This window comes from Roseibium aggregatum (assembly GCF_014692675.1).
Taxonomy (GTDB): Bacteria; Pseudomonadota; Alphaproteobacteria; order Rhizobiales; family Stappiaceae; genus Roseibium; species Roseibium aggregatum_C.
On sequence record NZ_JABFCZ010000005.1, the window covers coordinates 37,273 to 55,280 of the forward strand.

General features: G+C 61.7%; 20 protein-coding genes. 7 read left to right on the plus strand and 13 right to left on the minus strand.

Annotation, left to right across the window (positions count from 1 at the left end):
• Window positions 1–198: 198 nt before the first annotated feature.
• Window positions 199–813 carry a TetR/AcrR family transcriptional regulator gene (locus HK439_RS04970; RefSeq protein ID WP_190290284.1) on the minus strand — a complete coding sequence of 205 codons (615 nt, stop codon included), beginning with the start codon at window positions 811–813 and terminating at the stop codon, window positions 199–201.
• A 149-nt stretch (window positions 814–962) separates the two neighbouring features.
• Between HK439_RS04970 and HK439_RS04975 the strand changes: the two genes are divergently transcribed.
• The 7 genes from HK439_RS04975 (at window position 963) to speB (ending at window position 7,067) form a co-directional block, all read left to right on the plus strand.
• The gene (locus tag HK439_RS04975; protein WP_190290285.1) at window positions 963–2,027 is read left to right on the plus strand and encodes an ABC transporter substrate-binding protein; all 1,065 of its coding nucleotides are present in this window, start codon (window positions 963–965) and stop codon (window positions 2,025–2,027) included.
• A gap of 77 nt (window positions 2,028–2,104) precedes the next feature.
• Window positions 2,105–2,926, plus strand: a complete 822-nt coding sequence (locus tag HK439_RS04980) for an ABC transporter permease (protein ID WP_190290286.1) — start codon at window positions 2,105–2,107, stop codon at window positions 2,924–2,926.
• On the plus strand, window positions 2,926–3,741 hold the full coding sequence (locus HK439_RS04985; protein ID WP_190290287.1) for an ABC transporter ATP-binding protein: 816 nt from the start codon (window positions 2,926–2,928) through the stop codon (window positions 3,739–3,741). The genes HK439_RS04980 and HK439_RS04985 overlap by 1 nt, the downstream gene beginning before the upstream one ends.
• Window positions 3,738–4,526, plus strand: a complete 789-nt coding sequence (locus HK439_RS04990; RefSeq protein ID WP_190290288.1) for a creatininase — start codon at window positions 3,738–3,740, stop codon at window positions 4,524–4,526. Before HK439_RS04985 ends, HK439_RS04990 begins: the two co-directional genes overlap by 4 nt.
• A gap of 9 nt (window positions 4,527–4,535) precedes the next feature.
• Entirely contained in the window at window positions 4,536–5,315 is a 780-nt protein-coding gene (locus tag HK439_RS04995; RefSeq protein ID WP_190290289.1) for an SDR family NAD(P)-dependent oxidoreductase, read from the plus strand.
• Window positions 5,312–6,073 carry an SDR family NAD(P)-dependent oxidoreductase gene (locus HK439_RS05000; protein WP_190290290.1) on the plus strand — a complete coding sequence of 254 codons (762 nt, stop codon included), beginning with the start codon at window positions 5,312–5,314 and terminating at the stop codon, window positions 6,071–6,073. Before HK439_RS04995 ends, HK439_RS05000 begins: the two co-directional genes overlap by 4 nt.
• A gap of 31 nt (window positions 6,074–6,104) precedes the next feature.
• Window positions 6,105–7,067, plus strand: a complete 963-nt coding sequence (speB, locus tag HK439_RS05005; RefSeq protein ID WP_190290291.1) for an agmatinase — start codon at window positions 6,105–6,107, stop codon at window positions 7,065–7,067.
• 7 nt (window positions 7,068–7,074) lie between these two features.
• Here speB and HK439_RS05010 read toward each other — a convergent pair whose 3' ends face one another.
• The 12 genes from HK439_RS05010 to HK439_RS05065 all read right to left on the minus strand — a co-directional run bounded on the left by HK439_RS05010 (window position 7,075) and on the right by HK439_RS05065 (window position 17,838).
• Window positions 7,075–7,770 carry a GntR family transcriptional regulator gene (locus HK439_RS05010; protein WP_190290292.1) on the minus strand — a complete coding sequence of 232 codons (696 nt, stop codon included), beginning with the start codon at window positions 7,768–7,770 and terminating at the stop codon, window positions 7,075–7,077.
• Window positions 7,771–7,834: 64 nt separating this feature from the next.
• A complete protein-coding gene (hpxZ, locus tag HK439_RS05015) occupies window positions 7,835–8,218 on the minus strand; it encodes an oxalurate catabolism protein HpxZ (protein ID WP_190290293.1) in 384 nt (127 codons plus the stop codon).
• Between the two features lies 1 nt (window position 8,219).
• Complete coding sequence (locus tag HK439_RS05020) at window positions 8,220–8,990, minus strand: 5-formyltetrahydrofolate cyclo-ligase (RefSeq protein ID WP_190290294.1); 771 nt, start codon at window positions 8,988–8,990, stop codon at window positions 8,220–8,222.
• 14 nt (window positions 8,991–9,004) lie between these two features.
• Window positions 9,005–10,414: an AtzE family amidohydrolase gene (locus HK439_RS05025; protein WP_190290295.1), complete on the minus strand. Its 1,410-nt coding sequence runs from the start codon at window positions 10,412–10,414 to the stop codon at window positions 9,005–9,007.
• A complete protein-coding gene (locus HK439_RS05030) occupies window positions 10,411–10,596 on the minus strand; it encodes a DUF4089 domain-containing protein (protein ID WP_328804106.1) in 186 nt (61 codons plus the stop codon). The genes HK439_RS05025 and HK439_RS05030 overlap by 4 nt, the downstream gene beginning before the upstream one ends.
• Entirely contained in the window at window positions 10,593–11,270 is a 678-nt protein-coding gene (locus HK439_RS05035; RefSeq protein WP_190290296.1) for a cysteine hydrolase family protein, read from the minus strand. Before HK439_RS05035 ends, HK439_RS05030 begins: the two co-directional genes overlap by 4 nt.
• On the minus strand, window positions 11,270–12,814 hold the full coding sequence (locus HK439_RS05040) for an ABC transporter ATP-binding protein (RefSeq protein ID WP_209011572.1): 1,545 nt from the start codon (window positions 12,812–12,814) through the stop codon (window positions 11,270–11,272). Before HK439_RS05040 ends, HK439_RS05035 begins: the two co-directional genes overlap by 1 nt.
• A 3-nt stretch (window positions 12,815–12,817) precedes the next feature.
• Entirely contained in the window at window positions 12,818–13,558 is a 741-nt protein-coding gene (locus tag HK439_RS05045) for a cysteine hydrolase family protein (protein ID WP_190290297.1), read from the minus strand.
• 6 nt (window positions 13,559–13,564) lie between these two features.
• Window positions 13,565–14,584: a formamidase gene (locus HK439_RS05050; protein ID WP_190290298.1), complete on the minus strand. Its 1,020-nt coding sequence runs from the start codon at window positions 14,582–14,584 to the stop codon at window positions 13,565–13,567.
• Window positions 14,585–14,595: 11 nt separating this feature from the next.
• Entirely contained in the window at window positions 14,596–15,519 is a 924-nt protein-coding gene (locus HK439_RS05055) for an ABC transporter permease (protein WP_190290299.1), read from the minus strand.
• Between the two features lie 2 nt (window positions 15,520–15,521).
• Complete coding sequence (locus HK439_RS05060) at window positions 15,522–16,637, minus strand: ABC transporter permease (protein ID WP_190290300.1); 1,116 nt, start codon at window positions 16,635–16,637, stop codon at window positions 15,522–15,524.
• Window positions 16,638–16,725: 88 nt separating this feature from the next.
• A complete protein-coding gene (locus tag HK439_RS05065) occupies window positions 16,726–17,838 on the minus strand; it encodes a BMP family ABC transporter substrate-binding protein (protein ID WP_190290301.1) in 1,113 nt (370 codons plus the stop codon).
• Window positions 17,839–18,008: the final 170 nt, after the last annotated feature.

Consider the following 18,008-nt stretch of genomic DNA (forward strand, 5'->3'; position numbering starts at 1 on the left):
TCGCAAGCCCTGTGCCAAACGGGTCCGGATTCATTTCCGCGAAGGAAAAAATATCGAGAAATTATTATGTTAGTCGACGAATTGGCAAAGCCGGACCTGATGCCTGGCGCACGGTCCAATTCGCCTATGCATAAAAATAAGGCAGAGCCCGCCAGGGCGCTGCCTCATAAATAGTCGCTGATTGGCAATGCCGCTGGTTTAGCCGGGATACGCCGATAGCAGGGCTTCGATGTCTTCCCGCAAATACCGGTCGACAGCTTCGTTGGTCATGTCATTCGAGGAGACGAACTGCAGGAAGCGGGCGTTCTGTAACTGGAAGAGACAGTCGCCAAGCACATCGAGATCGGTATTGGCGCTGACGCCGCCTCGTTCCCTGAGTTTTTCGAGGATTTTGGTCAGTTGCCGGGCGAGTTCGCGGTCGAGCTGAGCATAACTCCTGCCGAACTGGGAATCGCCTTCGATGATGCTGGCCGCAATCACCTGGCGCCAGACCGCTTTGGTGAGGAACGAAAGCGCGTGCCGACGGATGACTTCGGCAAAGGCCGAAAATGTTTCCTCGATTGTATCGGGCGGCGCCTTGAGAAGCTCTTGCATCCGTTCCAGCAGGATGCTGTCGCTTTCAGAAACCAGGGCGAGCAGCAGCCCCGTCTTGGTGCCATAATAATTATAGACCGTCACCGCCGAGACTTCCGCTTCCTCGGCAATGGTCTCGATGGTGGTGGCTTCAAAGCCGTTGGCGACCAGCTGTTCGCGCGCGGCCTGCAGGATCTTACGGCGCCGGCTTTCCTTCTGGCGTTCGCGCAAATTGGTCATGGGCTGAATTCCAACGGCTTTTGAATGACATATGCGATTTCTATCATTTAAAAGCTTGATTGTCTAAAAAAATGTATTGCACAAAAAACTTTTATGTGACTAAAAATTCATAAAACAACAACAAGAACCAACCTTTCGGAGTCGTGACCATGAAGAACGGAATCAAATCATTCCTTGGGGCGCTGGCGATCGCAGGCGCTGCCGCAATTCCTTCGGCCCAGGCGAAGGAAACCATCAATGTCGGTATCTGCGTGTCCTGGCCGGGCTATGCGATGCTGAAGGTCGCTCAGGAAAAGAACCTCGTTCCTGACTATGACATGAACATCACCATTTTCGAGGATCCGCTTGGCGGGCACTCGGCATTGGCGGCAGGTCAGATCGACGTCTACGGCTGCACCGCGGATTACATTCCGCTGACCGTCGACAGCGGCACGGACGTTGTCAACGTGGCCTTCATGAACCCGTCCTACGGCGTTGACCACATCATCCTGGCGCCGGACGTCAAGCCGGAAGAACTGCCGGGCAAGAAGGTCAGCGCACCGCAGGCCTATATCGGTCACCTGCTGATGGGTCTCTGGCTCGACAGCCAGGGGATTACGCCGGATCAGGTCGAATGGGTCAACCTGAACGCTGACGAAGCGGTCGGGCCGATGCTCTCCGGCGACCTGTCCGCGGCCTATATGTACGAACCCTGGATCAGCAAGGTCCTGGAAGCGATGAAGGGCGCTCACAGCGTCGTCAACACCGCCGATCCGGCCATGCTGAAAACCGGAATTTTCATGGACTCCCTGTTCATGAACAAGGACTTCATCGCAAAGAACCGCAAAGCGGCAGTCGCGATGTTGAAGGCGCGTTGGGACGGTCTTGGTTACTGGCATGACCATACCGAAGAGACCAATGCGCTCATTGCAGACTATTTGCAGTGGCCCCTCGAAGACGTCGGTTACGTCATCGGCACGAACGGCAAAAGCTTTGAAGGCGGCATCTACATGTTCGACTTTGACGAGTCGGCACGTATGTGCGGCGTCCTTGACGGCGAGCCGCCGTTCGGCCTTGCCAACGGTTCCATGGCGGACGTGGTGGCGTTGACCAACGACTGGTGGATCAAGCTTGGTCTGATGAATAACAAGATCGATGCTGCTAAAGGTATCGACTGCAGCCTGATGGGTGATCTGGTAGCCAGCGGTTACCGGCAGTCCTTCACGGCTAACTGAGAAAAAGTGCGGCTCGCAGAACTGTGCATGCGGGCCGCACTTTTCCTTTCTCCCGCTGATCGAAGTCAGAGGGCATCATGCCAGATCCTGTTTCAGACAAATCATCCCGGCGGAAAATCTTCGCCATTCGCCAGCCCGTATCGCGGTTCCAGATCATTGTTTCGGCAATCGGTATCTGGGTCGTCTTCTTCGGCATCTGGTTGCTTGCAACCGAGACCGGCGCTGTAAACCAGCTTCTTGTCCCGGCGCCGCAGAAGGTGCTGGTGACCATCTACGAACTTTTTGTCGAACGCGGCTTTGCCTCCGATGTCGGCATCAGTATCGGCCGCGTGATTGTCGCCTTTCTCGCCGCATCCCTGGTCGCCATTCCGCTCGGCGTGGTGATGGGCGCCTTTCCGGCGGCTGAGGCAATCTTCAATCCCTTCGTTTCCGCCTGGCGCTACCTGCCGGCACCGTCGTTCATTCCGGTGCTGTTGATGTGGTTCGGCACCGGCGAGGCGCCGAAGCTGGCGCTCTTATTCATCGGCGTGGTGTTCTTCCTGATTACGCTGGTGATGGACCATACCAAGAATGTCCGTAACGAGCTGATCGAGACGGCTCTGACCCTCGGCGCGGGCCGCGGCACGATCGTGCGCTCGGTGATCCTGCCTGCCGTTCTGCCCAATATCGTCGTCGCCATGCGCCAGATGCTGGCGGTCACCTGGACCTATCTGGTGATTGCGGAAATCGTCGCGTCCACCACCGGTATCGGTGCCATGATGATGCGCGCGCGCCGCTTCCTGCACACCGATGAAATCATGGCCGGCATCATCGTGATCGGCGTGCTCGGCCTGACGTTCGACCTCCTGTTCGATCGGCTGCATCGCTGGCTGTTCCCCTATCTGCAGGAGAAACGCTGATGGCCCGGACAAACGAGACAATCGCGCCCGGCGAAACCATCCTGTCGCTGCAGAATATTTCCAAGAGCTTCGATCTCGGCCGTGGCCGTTCGGTGGAAGCCATCTCCGGTGTGTCCTTCGACGTCAAGAAGAACGACATCTGCGTCATTCTCGGTCCGTCCGGATGCGGCAAGTCCACGGTCCTGCGCATGATCGCCGGGCTGGAAACGCCGACCTCGGGGTTACTCGACCTGGAAGGCCGCCAGATCGCCGGCCCGGGCAGGGATCGGGGCATGGTGTTCCAGGCCTATACGTCCTTCGACTGGTTGAGCGTGCGCAAGAACGTCGAGTTCGGCATGAAGGTCAATCAGGTCCCGGCGTCTGAGCGCCGCGAACGCGCCGATCATTTCATCGAACTGGTCGGACTGACGAAATTTGCAGATGCCTATCCGACCCAGCTCTCCGGCGGCATGCGCCAGCGCGTGGCCATTGCCCGCACGCTCGCCAACGATCCGGAACTCCTGCTGATGGACGAGCCCTTTGGGGCACTCGATGCGGAGACCCGCTGGCACATGCAGGAACTGCTGGTGGAAATCGCCGAAACGGCCAACACGACCATCGTCATGGTCACCCACGACATCGAGGAAGCGATTTTCCTCGCGGACCAGATCGTCTTCATGTCGCGCCACCCTGGCCGCGTGAAGGAAGAAATCCGGCCGGAATTCAAACTGGGCGAGCGGATTGCCGACAAGGAAAAGGTCATTTCGCTTGAGGGCTACAGCGCCCTTGAACGCCACATCATGCGCCTGATGCGCGAAGAAGGTTCCAAGGAATGAATAAAGCAGTCACCGCGAAAACGCCCGTCATGATGTCGGAAATGACCTGGCCGGAATATGCAGAAGCGCTGAAGCGCAACCCGGTCGTCTTTATCCCGACCGGTGCGCTCGAACAGCACGGCCCCCATCTTCCCATGGCAGTCGACTACCTGCTGCCGTCGGCCATTGCCCGCGAAATTGCGACCGAAGTCGGCGGCGTCGTCGCAGCCCCGGTCACCTACGGCTACAAGTCCCAGACCCGCTCTGCGGGCGGTCCGTTCTTTCCGGGCAGCACCGGTCTTGACGGTGCGACCCTGACGGCCGTCCTGCGCGACATCATCCGCGAACTGGTGCGCCACGGCGCCCGGCGTATCTGTGTGCTCGACGGCAATTACGAGAACCTCTGGTTCCTGACCGAAGGCATCGACCTTGCCATGCGCGAGGTCGGCGACAAGGGCGTGCGCATCATGTGCCTGCAGCACTGGGAGTTCCTGACCGAAGAGACCCTGAACCAGGTGTTCCCCGACGGTTATCCGGGGATCGAACTGGAGCATGCCGCGGTTCTCGAAACCTCGCTGATGATGAACTTCCATCCCGAACTGGTGCGCTTCGAACTTGTGCCGGACAATGCGCCCGGCGATGCGCCGTGCTATGACGTCTGGCCGCCGCGCCGGGAATGGGTGGCCCCCGAGGGCTCGCTGATTTCCGCCAAGGGCGCGTCGCCCGAAAAGGGCGCACTGATCGCGGCACAGTACCGGCGCGATATTACCAAGGCGGTCAAACGGGAATTCTACGAACTGGGGTAGGCTCTGGTCATGCATGCGGCTTTCGATTTTTCCGACAAGACCGTCCTCGTCACTGGTGCAAGCCGCGGGATCGGTTACGGCATAGCAGAAGGATTTGCCCGATCAGGCGCATCCCTTGCCATTCTGGCGGAAGGCGAAGAGGTCCATGCGGCGGCGGAACGGCTGTCCGGGCTTGCCGTGTCGCCCGTTCGGGGCCTTCACTGCGATATCACCGATCGGAGCGATGTTGCCCGGGCGATTGCCGGATTTGACCGGGTCGACGTTCTGATCAACAACGCCGGTCTCGAACGGCCGACACCGCTGGGCGAACCGGATCCGGCTGTCGACGACACATTTGCCCGGGTAATGGCGGTCAACGTGACCGGCACTTACAACGTGACCCGCGAAGCCCTGTCGAAACTGCCCGACGGGGGCAGGGTGGTGATAACCTCCTCCATCTGGGGCAAGACCGCTGTTCCGGACTTTTCCGCCTATATCGCCTCCAAGCATGCCCTTATCGGACTGACCCGGACCTGGGCGAAGGAACTGGGCAGCCGCGGCATTACCGTCAATGCGGTCTGCCCGGGCTGGGTGAAGACCGAAGCCGCCATCCGTTCCCTTCACTCCATGGCAGCCAAGACCGGTACTGCGCCGGATGTCCTCCTGGACGAAATCGTTTCTGCACAGGCAATCGGCGGTTTGATGGAACCTTCTGATATCGCCGGCCTCTATCTGTTTCTGGCCTCCGATGCGGCCGCCAATATCACCGGCCAGGCGATCAATGCCGACCGCGGCGAGGTCATGGTATGAGCGGCGCCCTTCAAGGCAAACGGGCGTTGGTCACCGGTGGTTCGCGCGGCATCGGCCGCGCCATCGCATTGGCTTTTGCCTGCGAAGGCGCTCGTGTTGCGTTCTGTCATCCGGGTGACCCGCAGGCCGGGCAGACCCTGGCCGACCTGAAAAAATTCGATCCGGATGCGATGGCGTTTCAAGCCGATGTCTCGGTCGAACAGGATGTCTGCAACATGGTCGCGGAAGTCGGCAAAGGCTTTGGCGGCCTCGATATCCTGGTCAACAACGCCGGTATCCTGCGCGAAAAGCCGCTGCTCGACACCAGTGCCGCTGAATTCGACGAAGTGATCGCGGTCAATCTCAAGGGTGCGTTCCTGGTGTCTCGGGAAGCCGCCCGCCTCATGGGCCACCAGGCGACTGCCGAGGCACCTGCAAGGATCATCAGCATGGCGTCCGATCTCGCCTTTCTGGGCCGCGAGGCCATGCCGGCCTATTGCGCCTCCAAGGGCGGCATCGTTTCCCTGACCCGGTCCATGGCACGTGAACTGGCGCCAAGTATCCTGGTGAATGCCATTGCGCCGGGGCCTGTCGATACGGACATGACCAGTGTCGACACCATGAGCCCGGACGCCTTGGCGAAAGACCTTGCTACACCCCTGGCGCGCTTTGCCCGGCCCGACGAAATCGCTGCTCTTGCCGTCTATCTGGCGGGCGACGGCGCCCGTTTCGTTACCGGCCAGTGCTACGGCGCCAATGGCGGCAGTGCCATGTATTGACCCCCTGGAGTGAACCCCGTGGAGTGCACCTATGAGTGATCCTTTTTACCAGCCTGTATCCGGTTTTGATCTGCCGCGTTTTGCCGGCGTCCCGACCTTCATGCGCCTGCCGCATGTGGGGCTGGACGATCCGAAGATTGCCGATGTGCAGATTGGCCTGATCGGCGCTCCCTGGGACACCGGCACCACCAACCGCCCGGGACCGCGTCACGGCCCGCGCCAGCTGCGCGACCTGTCCACCATGATCCGCGCCGAAAACGGCGCCACCGGCGTCCGTCCGTTCGAGATGGTCAATTGCGCCGATATCGGCGACGTTGCGCCCAATCCTGCCGATGTGCAGGATAGCCTCAGGCGCTTTACCGAGTTCTACAAAAAGGTGAAGGCAAAGGGCGTCGTGCCGCTGACCGGCGGTGGAGATCACCTGTGCTCGCTGCCGATCCTGCGCGGCCTTGCTTCGGATGCGCCTGTCGGAATGATCCATTTCGACAGCCACACCGACCTGTTTCACAGCTACTTCGACGGCTGCATGTACACTCATGGAACTCCGTTCCGCCGCGCCGTCGAGGAAGGCCTGCTCGATCCCAAGCGGGTGGTGCAGATCGGTATTCGCGGCACGACCTACGACCGGGAAGACCGGGACTTTGCGGACAGCGTCGGCATTCACGTCATTCCGATCGAGGAATTCTTCAAGCGCGGTCTTGAGGATGTGATGGCCGAAGCGCGCGAGATCGTCGGCGACAAGCCCACCTATATCTCCTACGACATCGACTTCGTCGATCCGGCATTTGCGCCCGGCACCGGCACGCCGGAAGTCGGTGGGCCGAATTCCTTCCAGGCGCTTCAGGTCGTTCGCGAACTGGAGGGCGTCAACATCATCGGCGCCGACCTGGTCGAGGTCTCGCCGCCCTTCGATGCCTCCGGCGGCACTGCCTGGCTCGGCGTTTCGATCATGTTCGAACTGCTGTGCGTGATGGCCGGGTCGCTGACCCGCTAACGCCTGCTTACAACTGCTCCACATAGGTATCGAACGCATTGCGCACGGTGTCTATGTGACTGCGCATGACCTCTGCTGCGGCCTCCCTGTCGCCGCGCAGGATGGCTTCGACGATATCCGTGTGTTCCGCCTGGGACTGGGCAAGCCGCCCCAGGGTTCGGAACTGGGCCCGGCGAAACGGGGCGAGCCGGCGGCGGGTCGCAAGCGTCAGCTCCGCCAGGTAGCTGTTGTGGCTGCCGGCGTAGATGGCGTTGTGGAACTCCTCGTTGAGCTCGTGATAACGCTGCGGGTCGCCCTTGCGCATCGGCTCGGCCAGCGCCTCGAGTAGCGCTTCGAGCTCCCGGCGTTCCTTCCGGCTCATGTTGATCGCGGCAAGCCCGGCGCAGAGTGCCTCCATCTCCGCCATGGCCACGAACATTTCCTGAAGCTTTTCCGCGGACAGATAGGTAACGAAACAGCCCCGATGGGGCTTCAGTTCCACTAGTCCGCTGGTTTCCAGCTGCCGCAGCGCCTCGCGGATTGGTGTACGTGAGACGTTGAACCGGGCGGCGAGTCCCATCTCGTCAAGCTGGGTTCCCGGCGCCAGATCGCCCTTGACGATTTCATCGGCGAGTTGAAGCCGGATGTCTTCCGTGCGCGTGCGGCTTGCAGCCTTTATTTCGGGTTTTGCTGACACGATCGGACCCTGGGTGGGTGGAGACATTGCCGGAACTCTCCAATTCACCTAATCCAATCGGCAGGACGCGACAACCTGACGTTAGCATGGGTCATGACGCGTCAATCATGCTGACATGGGCAGCGACCACCCGCCAGCCGCCGGGCATGCGGACCCAGGTCTGCATTTGCCGTCCGACCTTGTTCGGCGCGCTGTCGCGATAAAACAGCGTCGAGGCGGTCGCGAAGTCGGTGCCATAGGTGGTGATGACCGTCTTGTCGAGCGTCCGCTCAAGGCCTGCAGGCGACCGCGCGGAGCGGAAGGCGGCGATCTCGTCGTAGCCGTAGAGGTTTTCCCCGCCGCCATACCGGATCGTCGTCGGGGCATCCAGAAACAGCCGGTCGAGCACCTCGACGTCATTGGTTACGAGCGCTTTTTCGTATTCTTCGAAGACTGCCTCGACTTCCGCCTTCACATCCGGATTGTCGATTTCCATCTCACAGCACTCCCGCCCGGGTGACGATGCGCTCCCGCAGGGTCTTAAGGAATGGAATGTCCCGGTACTGATCGTCCTGCACGAAGTCCCAGGCAACGCCGGTGGGCTGCGGGTAGGGCGTTCCGGTCTCGATCAGTTCCTGCTCGGTCGCAATGTAATGCAGGGCGCTGTCATGGGCCTGCATGATCACCTGATCATTGGGGACGACCTGACAGGAATGGACCGTCGTGGTCAAAAGCGTATCCGGCTTGAGCTTGCCCAGTTCGCGGAAGATGCCGAGCTCAAGATCGGCAAAGCCGCCGCCCTTGCCGGTGCGTCCGCCCTCGCGGGTAACGGCGACACAGCCGACGACGACGAAGTCGAGCATTTCCATGTCCTCGAATTCGACCGGTTCGCCGTATTCGACGAAGCCTTGCGAGACGGCAGCCAGTTCGAACTGGATGCCCTGTTTCTCCAGCTTTTCCGGGTCGAGCCGGACGAACGGGAAGGGTTTCACCAGTTCCGGCACGGGCGCATAGACGATCTTGCCGTCATTAAGGGCGCGCAGCCGGACCGGGATCTGGGGCGGGTCCGGATTGCATTTAACAGTGCGTGCAGCCTTCCAGGCGTCCAGTTTCGACAGATTGAGGGCGGCAAGGTCGGCGCCCGCATAGTTCGGAATCCGGCTATCGACCGGGCCGACGTTTACGCCGGTGTCGACCAGCGTTTTCCAGATGCGGTCACGGACCAGATCCTTGTCCGAATTGCGTCCTGCCCAGCGTGCGTCGCTCATGAGGTCCTCGTTATTTACTGAATTTGCGCCACGGGCGCAGAAGAAACACCCGTCGTCTGCAGATGATGGGCGACCCGAAGCGCCAGGTCCTCCCGCCAGGCCGGTGCGATCACCTGAACCCCGATCGGCAGGCTTGCGCCATCGAGCCACACCGGAACGGTTGCGACCGGCAGGCCGATGAAGGAAATCGGCTGGGTGAAGATCCCGATATTGGGCCGCGCCGGCATTTCCTCGCCGTCGAGCGTGATCGTCTTGGTTCCCGACGGCAGGGCGTGAAACGGCGTTGCCGGTGCCAGCAGGATGTCCACATGGGTGAAGAGTTCGCGCATCATCGCGCGGAACCAGCTCCTGAAACGCTGCGCCTGCTGCACCCAGACCGCCGGAACCATTGCGCCGGAGATGAACCGGTCGCGTGTGTCCGGGTCGAAATCCTCAGGCCGGTTCCGGATCCGCTCCAAATGCAGGGAAGATCCCTCGACAGTGGTGATCACATAAGCCGCCGCCCGGGCCCGTGCGGCTTCCGGCACCTCGATATCACCGATGGCGCCAAGTGCGCTTGCGATCAGGTCGACAGCCTGGAAGGCTTCCGGCATGGCCTTCTGCCGGAAATAACCGCCGGCGACGGCAATTTTCAGCCCATCGATTCCCTTGAAAAGTTCCGGCACCGTCGGCAGGACCGGCTTGTCCGCCTGGGCCGGGTCTTTCCGATCGGGGCCCTGCAGGACGTCGAAAACAAGCGCCAGATCCTCGGCCGAACGGGCAAGGGGTCCGAGATGGTCGAGGCTGCCGACGAAAGGGAAAGAGCCTGCGCGACTGAGCCGCCCATAGGTCGGCTTCAGGCCGAACAGGCCGCAAAAGGAGGACGGGACCCGGATGGAACCGTTGGTATCCGAGCCCAGGGTCACCGGCACCATGCCGGCCGCCGCCGCGGCCCCTGACCCGGATGAAGAGCCGCCGATCATGCGGGTCATATCATGCGGGTTCAGACAGTTTCCGTCGTGGACATTTTCCCCGGTAAAATCATAGGCATATTCGCCCATGTTCAACCCACCTATCAAGATGGCGCCGGCACCCTTCAACTTGGCAATAAGGGTGCTGTCGGCGGACGCTGGAGCATTCTCCCGGTTGATCTGCGATCCGGCGCGGGTCGTCACGCCTTCCATGTCGAACAGGTTCTTCACCGCATAGGGAACGCCGGCAAGAGGCAATTCCTCATCCCTTGCGATGGCTTCGTCGACCGCCCGGGCTTCCGAAAGCGCTCGATCCGCCGTGACGTCGGTGAAGGCGTTGATCTGCGGGTCGAGCTTGTCGACGGTCTGCAGCGCATGGGTCGCAACCGCCTCGGCGCTGATCTCGCCGCCGGCGACTGCCGACACCGTCTGGGAGGCCGTCCAGCTTTTCTGATCGCTCGGCAACCCGCTCATGGAAAGAACACCGGCGCAGCTTCGAGTTCGTCGTCGAGTGGAAACGACAGGACAAGGTCTGCTGCTTTTGCGGTTGCCGCAACATGGGCCTCGACCACCGGGCGCCAGTCGTCCTTGACGGTCAGCCCAATGACCGTCTCCATATGCGCCACATGCGCCTTTTCGTCGAATGGCTCGCTCACGATGCCGCCTCCTTTGCAATCGCCCGTTCCAGTGCCGCAAGCGGTGCCGTCCAGCCGACGATGCCGCCCTGCGCCCGGATCATCTCCAGCGTAGCGGTTTTGAATTTCGGGAAATAGCTTTCGGTCGCTTCCTCGATCAGCAGGCACTCGAAGCCGCGATCGTTCGCCTCGCGCATGGTGGTCTGCACGCAGACTTCCGTTGTCACCCCGGCAAAGATCAGGCTTTTGGTGCCGAGCTTTTTCAGGATCGGCCCGAGGTCGGTTGCGTAGAACGCTCCCTTGCCGGGCTTGTCGATGACGATCTCGCCCTCAATAGCGCCGCAGGCCGGGATGATCTCAGCGCCCGGTTCGCCGCGGACCAGGATCCGGCCCATCGGTCCGGGATCGCCGATGCGCAATGTCGGCGAGCCGCGGTCGCGTTTCGCAGGCGGGCAGTCGGACAGATCCGGCAGATGGTCTTCCCGCGTATGGATCACCGGCCAGGCTTCCTTGCGGAACAGGGCAAGCAGGTCGGCGGTCGGCTGCACGGCGCGTTGCAGGTGGGAAATATCGTTGCCGAGCGTTTCGCCGAAGCCGCCGGGCTCGATGAAATCGCGCTGCATGTCGATGACGATCAGCGCGACCGAGGCCGGATCAAACGTGAAGCCGAAGGGCTGAGCGTCAACGGTAATCATCAGTGATGCCCCGCCATGGCATGGCCGATTGTTGCCCGGTCCGTCTTGTCCATCGGCGAGGTGTAGGTGATCTTGCCTTCCGACATGACCGCGACCGTGTCCGCGAGTTCCAGGATTTCATCGAGATCTTCGGAAACAAGAAGCACGGCGGCTCCCCGATTGCGCTGGTCCATGATCTGGGCACGTATTTCCGCAACCGATGCGAAATCCAGTCCGAAACAGGGGTTGGCGACGATCAGGATATCGACCTCGCCGGACAGCTCCCGGGCGAGGATCGCGCGCTGGACATTCCCGCCGGACAGGTTCTCGATCGGTTCTTCCGTGGAGGGTGTCTTGACCCTGTAGGAAGCGATCAGGTCCCGGGCCTTCTGGCGCATGGGCGCCGGCGACAGCCAGCCCTTGAACGGCGAGATCGGTGCCTTGTCGAAGGTGCGAAACGCCATGTTTTCCGCAACGCTCATGCGCGGCACGGCGACATTCTTCAAAGGCTCCTCGGAAAAACCGAACACCTTGAAGGTGTCCATGAGCTTGCGCTCCGGCTCATAGGGCTTGCCGTCGATGAAGATACGGCCGTCGGACGGAGTGCGTTGGCCGGAGAGGACCTCGATCAGCTCCGACTGGCCGTTGCCCGAAACGCCAGCAATCCCAAGGATTTCGCCGCAGTGGACCTTCAGGTTGATCGCTTCCAGCGCGGGCAGCTGTTCGTCGTCCTCGGCAAAGAGGCCCGCGACCTCGAGCTTCAGCTTGGCATCCGCATGGACCTGACGCGCCGCGCTTTCCCGGATCGTGGTATCGCCGATCATCATGTGGCTCATGTCGTTCACCGACAGATCCGAGACCTTGCCCGCGCCGACCATGCGTCCGCGTCGCAGGACGGTGACCTCGTCGGCATAGGCGGTGACTTCCCGGAACTTGTGGGTGATCATCAGGATGGTGAGATCGCCCGCTTCGGTCATGCCCCGCAGCAGACCGAGCACTTCATCGGCCTCGTCCGGCGTCAGCACGGACGTGGGCTCGTCCAGGATCAGGAAACGCTGATCGAGATAGAGCTGCTTCAGGATTTCCAGCTTCTGCTTTTCGCCCGCCGAAAGGCCTGAGACGGGTACATTCAGCGGTACCTTGAACGGTGTGGTTTCCAGAAAGGCCTCCAGGCCCTTTCGTTCCTTTGCCCAGTCGATGATCGCGGGCGTGTCGGCTCTGGAAATCACCAGGTTTTCAGCCGCCGTCAGCGAGGGAACCAGCGTGAAGTGCTGATAGACCATGCCGATCCCGAGCGCATGCGCCGCGCGCGGGTTTGGGATTTCCACCTCAGCATCGTTGACCAGCACAGAGCCCTTCGTCGGCTGGTAGAACCCCATCATGCATTTGACCAGCGTCGACTTGCCGGCACCGTTTTCGCCTAATAGCGCATGAAAGGAGCCCGGCGTGACACGGATGGACACATCGTCCAGCGCAACGAGGCTGCCGAAGATCTTGGTCATGCCGATGGTTTCGACGCCGATCGCGCGGCGGACGTCAGCTTGGGTTTCGACAGCCAGGCTCATGGTTCAGGTCCCCGTTTCCGCGTTCTTCATCCCCGCCAGGAAGGCGGCGCTGTCCGCTACCGCCCCGAAGACGCCGCCCTGCATGGTCACCATCTTCAGCGCCGCCTCGTGGTTGCCCTTGTCGGTGGCGCCGCAGCAGTCGGACAGGATCAGGCATTCGAAGCCCCGGTCATTGGCCTCGCGCATGGTGGTATGGACGCAGACATCGGTCGTGATCCCGGTCAGGACGATGTTGCGGATGCCCCTGGTGTGCAGCAGCAATTCCAGGTCCGTTGCGCAGAAAGACCCCTTGCCCGGCTTGTCGATGATCGGCTCGCCGGGAAGCGGCGCGAGCTCGGGAATGATTTCCCACCCTGGCTCGCCCCGTACGAGGATCTTGCCGCAGGGTCCCGGATCGCCGATGCCGGCGCCGATCCGCTGCGACCGCCAGCGCTTGTTGGCGGGAAGGTCGGCCAGATCCGGCCGGTGGCCTTCGCGCGTATGGATAATGTGGTAGCCTTGCGCCCGCATGGCGGCGAGCACTTTTTTGATCGGCTCGATCGGCGCACGGGTCAGCGACAGGTCGTAGCCCATGGCATCCACATAGCCGCCCTTGCCGCAGAAGTCGGTCTGCATGTCGATGATGATCAGCGCTGTATTCTCCGGCCGCAGATCGCCGTCGTAGGGCCAGGGATAGGGATCGGCGGCAACCGGGCCGTCGCGTTCGCCCACCACTTCGCCGGTCTTGATATCGACAACGCTCATGCCCGCTCACTCCGCCGCATCGCTCATGGCCTTTTCGCCGAAAACCCGTGTCGGCGCGTCGAAGCTGCAGGAGGTGCCGTTCGTGTGCACCACCTCGTCTTCCCACGGCAGGCGGTATTTGCCGGCGGCGAGGTCGGTCATGTAGGTGTAGGGGCAGTCCTGCGCGCCACCCTTGACGGCAACATAGCCGCGATGGCCGAACTGGTAGATGTTGTTCTCGACGCCCCAGTTGATCCGGGCTTCGCGGACCAGATCCGGGCGGACTTCGGCAGTGATGATCTCGTTAGCCCGTCCGTTGGTGCCGTGCGCGATGATGGAGCCGTCGAAATTGACGATCATGCCTTCGCCCATGCTGTCGAAGGTGCCGTCGGTGCCGCACATGCAGACATTGGCGGTGACCATCAGGTTGCAGAAGGCATTGGACTGGTTCGTGAACTTCCACGAGTCGCGGATCGGCGCGGTGTAGCCGGCCGTGCGGATCATGATTTCCGCACCCTTGTAGGCGCACTCGCGCGCCATTTCCGGGAACATGCCGTCGTGGCAGATGATCAGCGCGATCTTCGAGCCCTTGGGGCCTTCAATCACCGGAATGCCCTGATCGCCCGGCTCCCACGGTTCGACCGGAACCCAGGGGTGCATCTTGCGATAGTAGAGCTTCAGCTCGCCCGTGTTGTCGATGATCAGCCCGGAGTTGTAGGGCATGCCGCCGGGGTTCAGTTCCATGATGGAAAAGCAGCCCCAGATATCGTTGTCGATACAGGCTTGCTTGAAAGCGGCGACTTCCGGTCCGTCGAGCGTGCACATGATCGCCGGGTTGGTGTCCATCGACAGGCCGTGCAGGGCGTATTCCGGAAAGACGACCATGTCCATCGAAGCCATGTTGCGCCGGGCCTTGCCGACCATGTCGACGATGACCTGGGTCTGGGCAGCCAGTTCGATCTCGTTGGTCACGACCGGCAGCTGCAGCTGGACCATGCCGAGAACGACACCGTTCGGCGATTTGTTGAGGCCTCCAAGTCCGTTCATGGATTCGCTCCTTATTTGGTGATGGAGAGTTCGCCGGGCGCGCCCTTCAGAGAGCGCTTGGGCGAGGTGCTGGCGATCATGATCAAAAGGGTCATGATGTAGGGCGCCGCGTTGAAGAAGTGGTAGCCGCGGGAAATACCGATCGACTGCAGGGCCGGGCCGAGCGCGCCGGCCGCACCGAACAGAAGCGCGGCGAGGAAGCAGTAAAGCGGGTTCCAGCGGGCAAAGATCACCAGGGCGACGGCCATCAGCCCCTGGCCGGACGACAGGCCTTCCGTCCAGCTACCCGGATAATAGAGCGACAGGAACGAACCGCCGACACCGGCAAAGAACCCGCCGACCATGGTGGAGAGCAGGCGCACCTGATTGACATTGATGCCGAGCGCCAGGGCAGCGGGCGCGCTGTCCCCGGTCGTGCGCACCGTCAGGCCCCAGCGGGTGTTCTTCAGCCCCCACCACAGGACGAAGGCGAGCACGATGCCGAGCAGGAACAGCGGGTTGATTTCCAGTGCCTGGCGCAAGGCCGGCATGTCTGTCCAGAAGCCGAAGGAAATGGACGGCAGGCGCGGTGCCTGCGGCTGGATATAGGCCTTGCCGAAGAAGAAGGCGAGGCCGGTGCCGAACAGCATCAGGGCGATGCCGATGGCGATGTCATTGACCTTGGGAAGCTTGCACAGATAGCCGTGCAGCGCGCCGAAGCAGGAGCCGCACAGGCCGGCGACCAGCACGCCCAGCCAGGGCGAGCCGGTGTGATAGGAAATTGCGTAGCCGGACATGGCGCCGAAGACGAGCGTGCCTTCAAGCCCGAGATTGATCCGGCCGGACTTTTCCGTCAGCGTCTCGCCGAGGCTGACGAAGAGAAACGGTGTCGAGACGCGGATCGCGCCCGCGAACATGGCGAGAAGGACCGTGGCAAGGGCAGAATCTTCGAACATGATCAGAGATCTCCCTTGGACCGGAAGAACGGCAGACGGCCGTAGAAGGTTTCAGACACCAGCAGCACCACGAAGATCAGTCCCTGAAGCACGAGCACGGTGGCATCGGGAAGATCCATGCGCCGCTGAATCAATCCGCCGGAAGCCGCGATGCCGCCGAGGAAGATGGCGACGGGCACGATTACCAGCGGATTGTGGCGGGCAAGGAAGGACACCAGAATGCCGGTAAAGCCGTAACCGGCGATCAGCGAGGCATTGGCCTTGCCGTGAATGGCGGCAACCTCGAAGAAACCTGCGAGCCCGGCGCAGGCGCCGGCAATGGCGCAGGAAATCACCATCAGCTTGCCGACCGGCAACCCTTGGGCCTGGGCCGCACGCAGGTTGCCGCCGGTGATCCGGGCCGCGAAGCCGAATGTGGTGCGGTTCATCAGCAGGTAGAGGAGGGTGGCCAGAACGATGCCGAAGACAAGGCCCCAATGGACGTCGGTACCGGGAATGGCGCCGATCATGTTGTCGCGCCCGATCGGCATGGTGGACGGCTTGTTCGGGTCCGAAGGATCGCGCAGCGCGCCTTCGACGAAAAAGTTCAGGATCGAGACGGCGATATAGAACAAAAGCAGCGAGGCGATGGTTTCATTGACGCCGCGGTAGTGCCGCAGGGCCCCGACCAGACCGATCCAGATGCCGCCCGCGATAATGGCCGCCAGGGCCATCACCGGCAGCAGAAGGAAAGAAGGCGCCCAGGGGATCATCGGGATGGCGATCGCCGCAGCGGCGAAGCCCCCGAGGACAAGAGCGCCTTCGCCGCCGATGATCACGAGGCCCAACCGCGCGGGAATGGCGACGCAGAGGGCGGTGAAAATCAGCGGCGAAGACCGCACCAGAGTGTTCTGCCAGGAAAAGCTGGTGCCGAAGCCGCCGCGCCAGACCAGTGAGAAGAAGTCGGCCGGCGATTTGCCGAGTGCCAGCAGGAATATGGAAAACAGCAGTCCGGAAACGATCAGCGCCAGGATCGGCATGATCACGAATTCGGAAGATCGCCGGAACCTGTCGAGTGTATCGGCCAGGGCGCTGCCCTGTCCGACCGCCATTCTGTCCGCTTTGGTCACATCGACCATGTGAATGTCCCCGTTGCCGTTAGCCTGTCCTGACCTGCATATGCACCATCACCCCGGCCGCTCGCCGGGGTGATGGATGTGAATTGCCTCAGGTGATCGAACCGACCACGCCCTCGATCAGGTAATCGGTCTGGTCGAGGGACGGATCGTAGTTGTCGAGGCTCGCACCGGCGGCTAGCAGAGGCGTGCCGTCCTGCTTGTTGATCGGACCGGTGAAGATCGGCTTGCCGGCCTTCACATCCGCACGGGCAGCGTCCGCGGCAGCGATTGCCGCTTCGCTTGCGCCGGCGCCGTAAGGCGTGCTCTGGACGAAATCGACGTCGAAGCCGCCGCCGGTGAAGTTCGGCAAGGTCTTGCCTTCCGCCAGATCGTTGGCGAACATCTTGTAGATGGTGGCCCACTTGTATTCTGCGCCGGTGATGAAGCCCTTCGGGGCGAGCGGGGCCTGGGAGGCATTATGGCCGCAGCACTTGATGCCGCGGGATTCAGCCGTTTCGATCACCACCTTCGGGCCGTCCACGTGGCAGGTCAGCACGTCGCAGCCGGCGTCCACCAGGGCATTGGCAGCTTCGGCCTCGCGCACCGGCATGGACCATTCGCCGGTGAAGATGACCTGGACGGTGGCGTCCGGGTTGACCTTCTTAGCGCCCAGCAGGAACGAGTTGATGTTTCTTAGAACGGTGCCGATCGGCTTGGCGGCGACGAAGCCGAGCTTGTTGGTCGTGGTCGAAAGGCCCGCGGCGACGCCGTCGATGTAGTGAGCCTGGTCGAGATAGCCGAAATAGCTGCCTGCGTTCTTGGGGTCTGCATCGGTCCAAAGGGGCGCTGCATGACGGAACTGCACGTCCGGATACTTGGCGGCAAGATCGAGGACGAACGGCTTGTAGTAGCCGAAGGAGGTGGCGAAGATCAGCTCGGCGCCGTCAAGATTGATCATGGATTCCATCGACTTCTGAACGGCGATGGTTTCCGGCACGTTTTCTTCTTCGACCACGGTCACGCCCGGCACTTCCTTCAGCGCGGCGGCAGCCACGGCGTGCGCCTGGTTCCAGCCGAAATCGTCGCGCGGGCCGACATAGACGATGCCCGCGGTCAGGCCGGCAGCCGATGCCAGGCGCGGCAGGCCTGCAGCTGACAAACCGAGCAGACCGGCTGCGGATGATTTCAAGAGAGAACGGCGGTTGAGTTCGAATTTCGACATGTTGCACCTCCTAAGGGACTGGAGCAGGGGAGCAGGGAGGAGCTCCGCCCGCGGTCTCGTTAAGGAGTTAGCAACCCGTGTGCCAACCGGTGCGGATCGATCGAACAGGTAGGCTATCTATTTGTAATCAAATTATAAAACCAAGAAAGGGAGACGCCTTGGTACGTGAT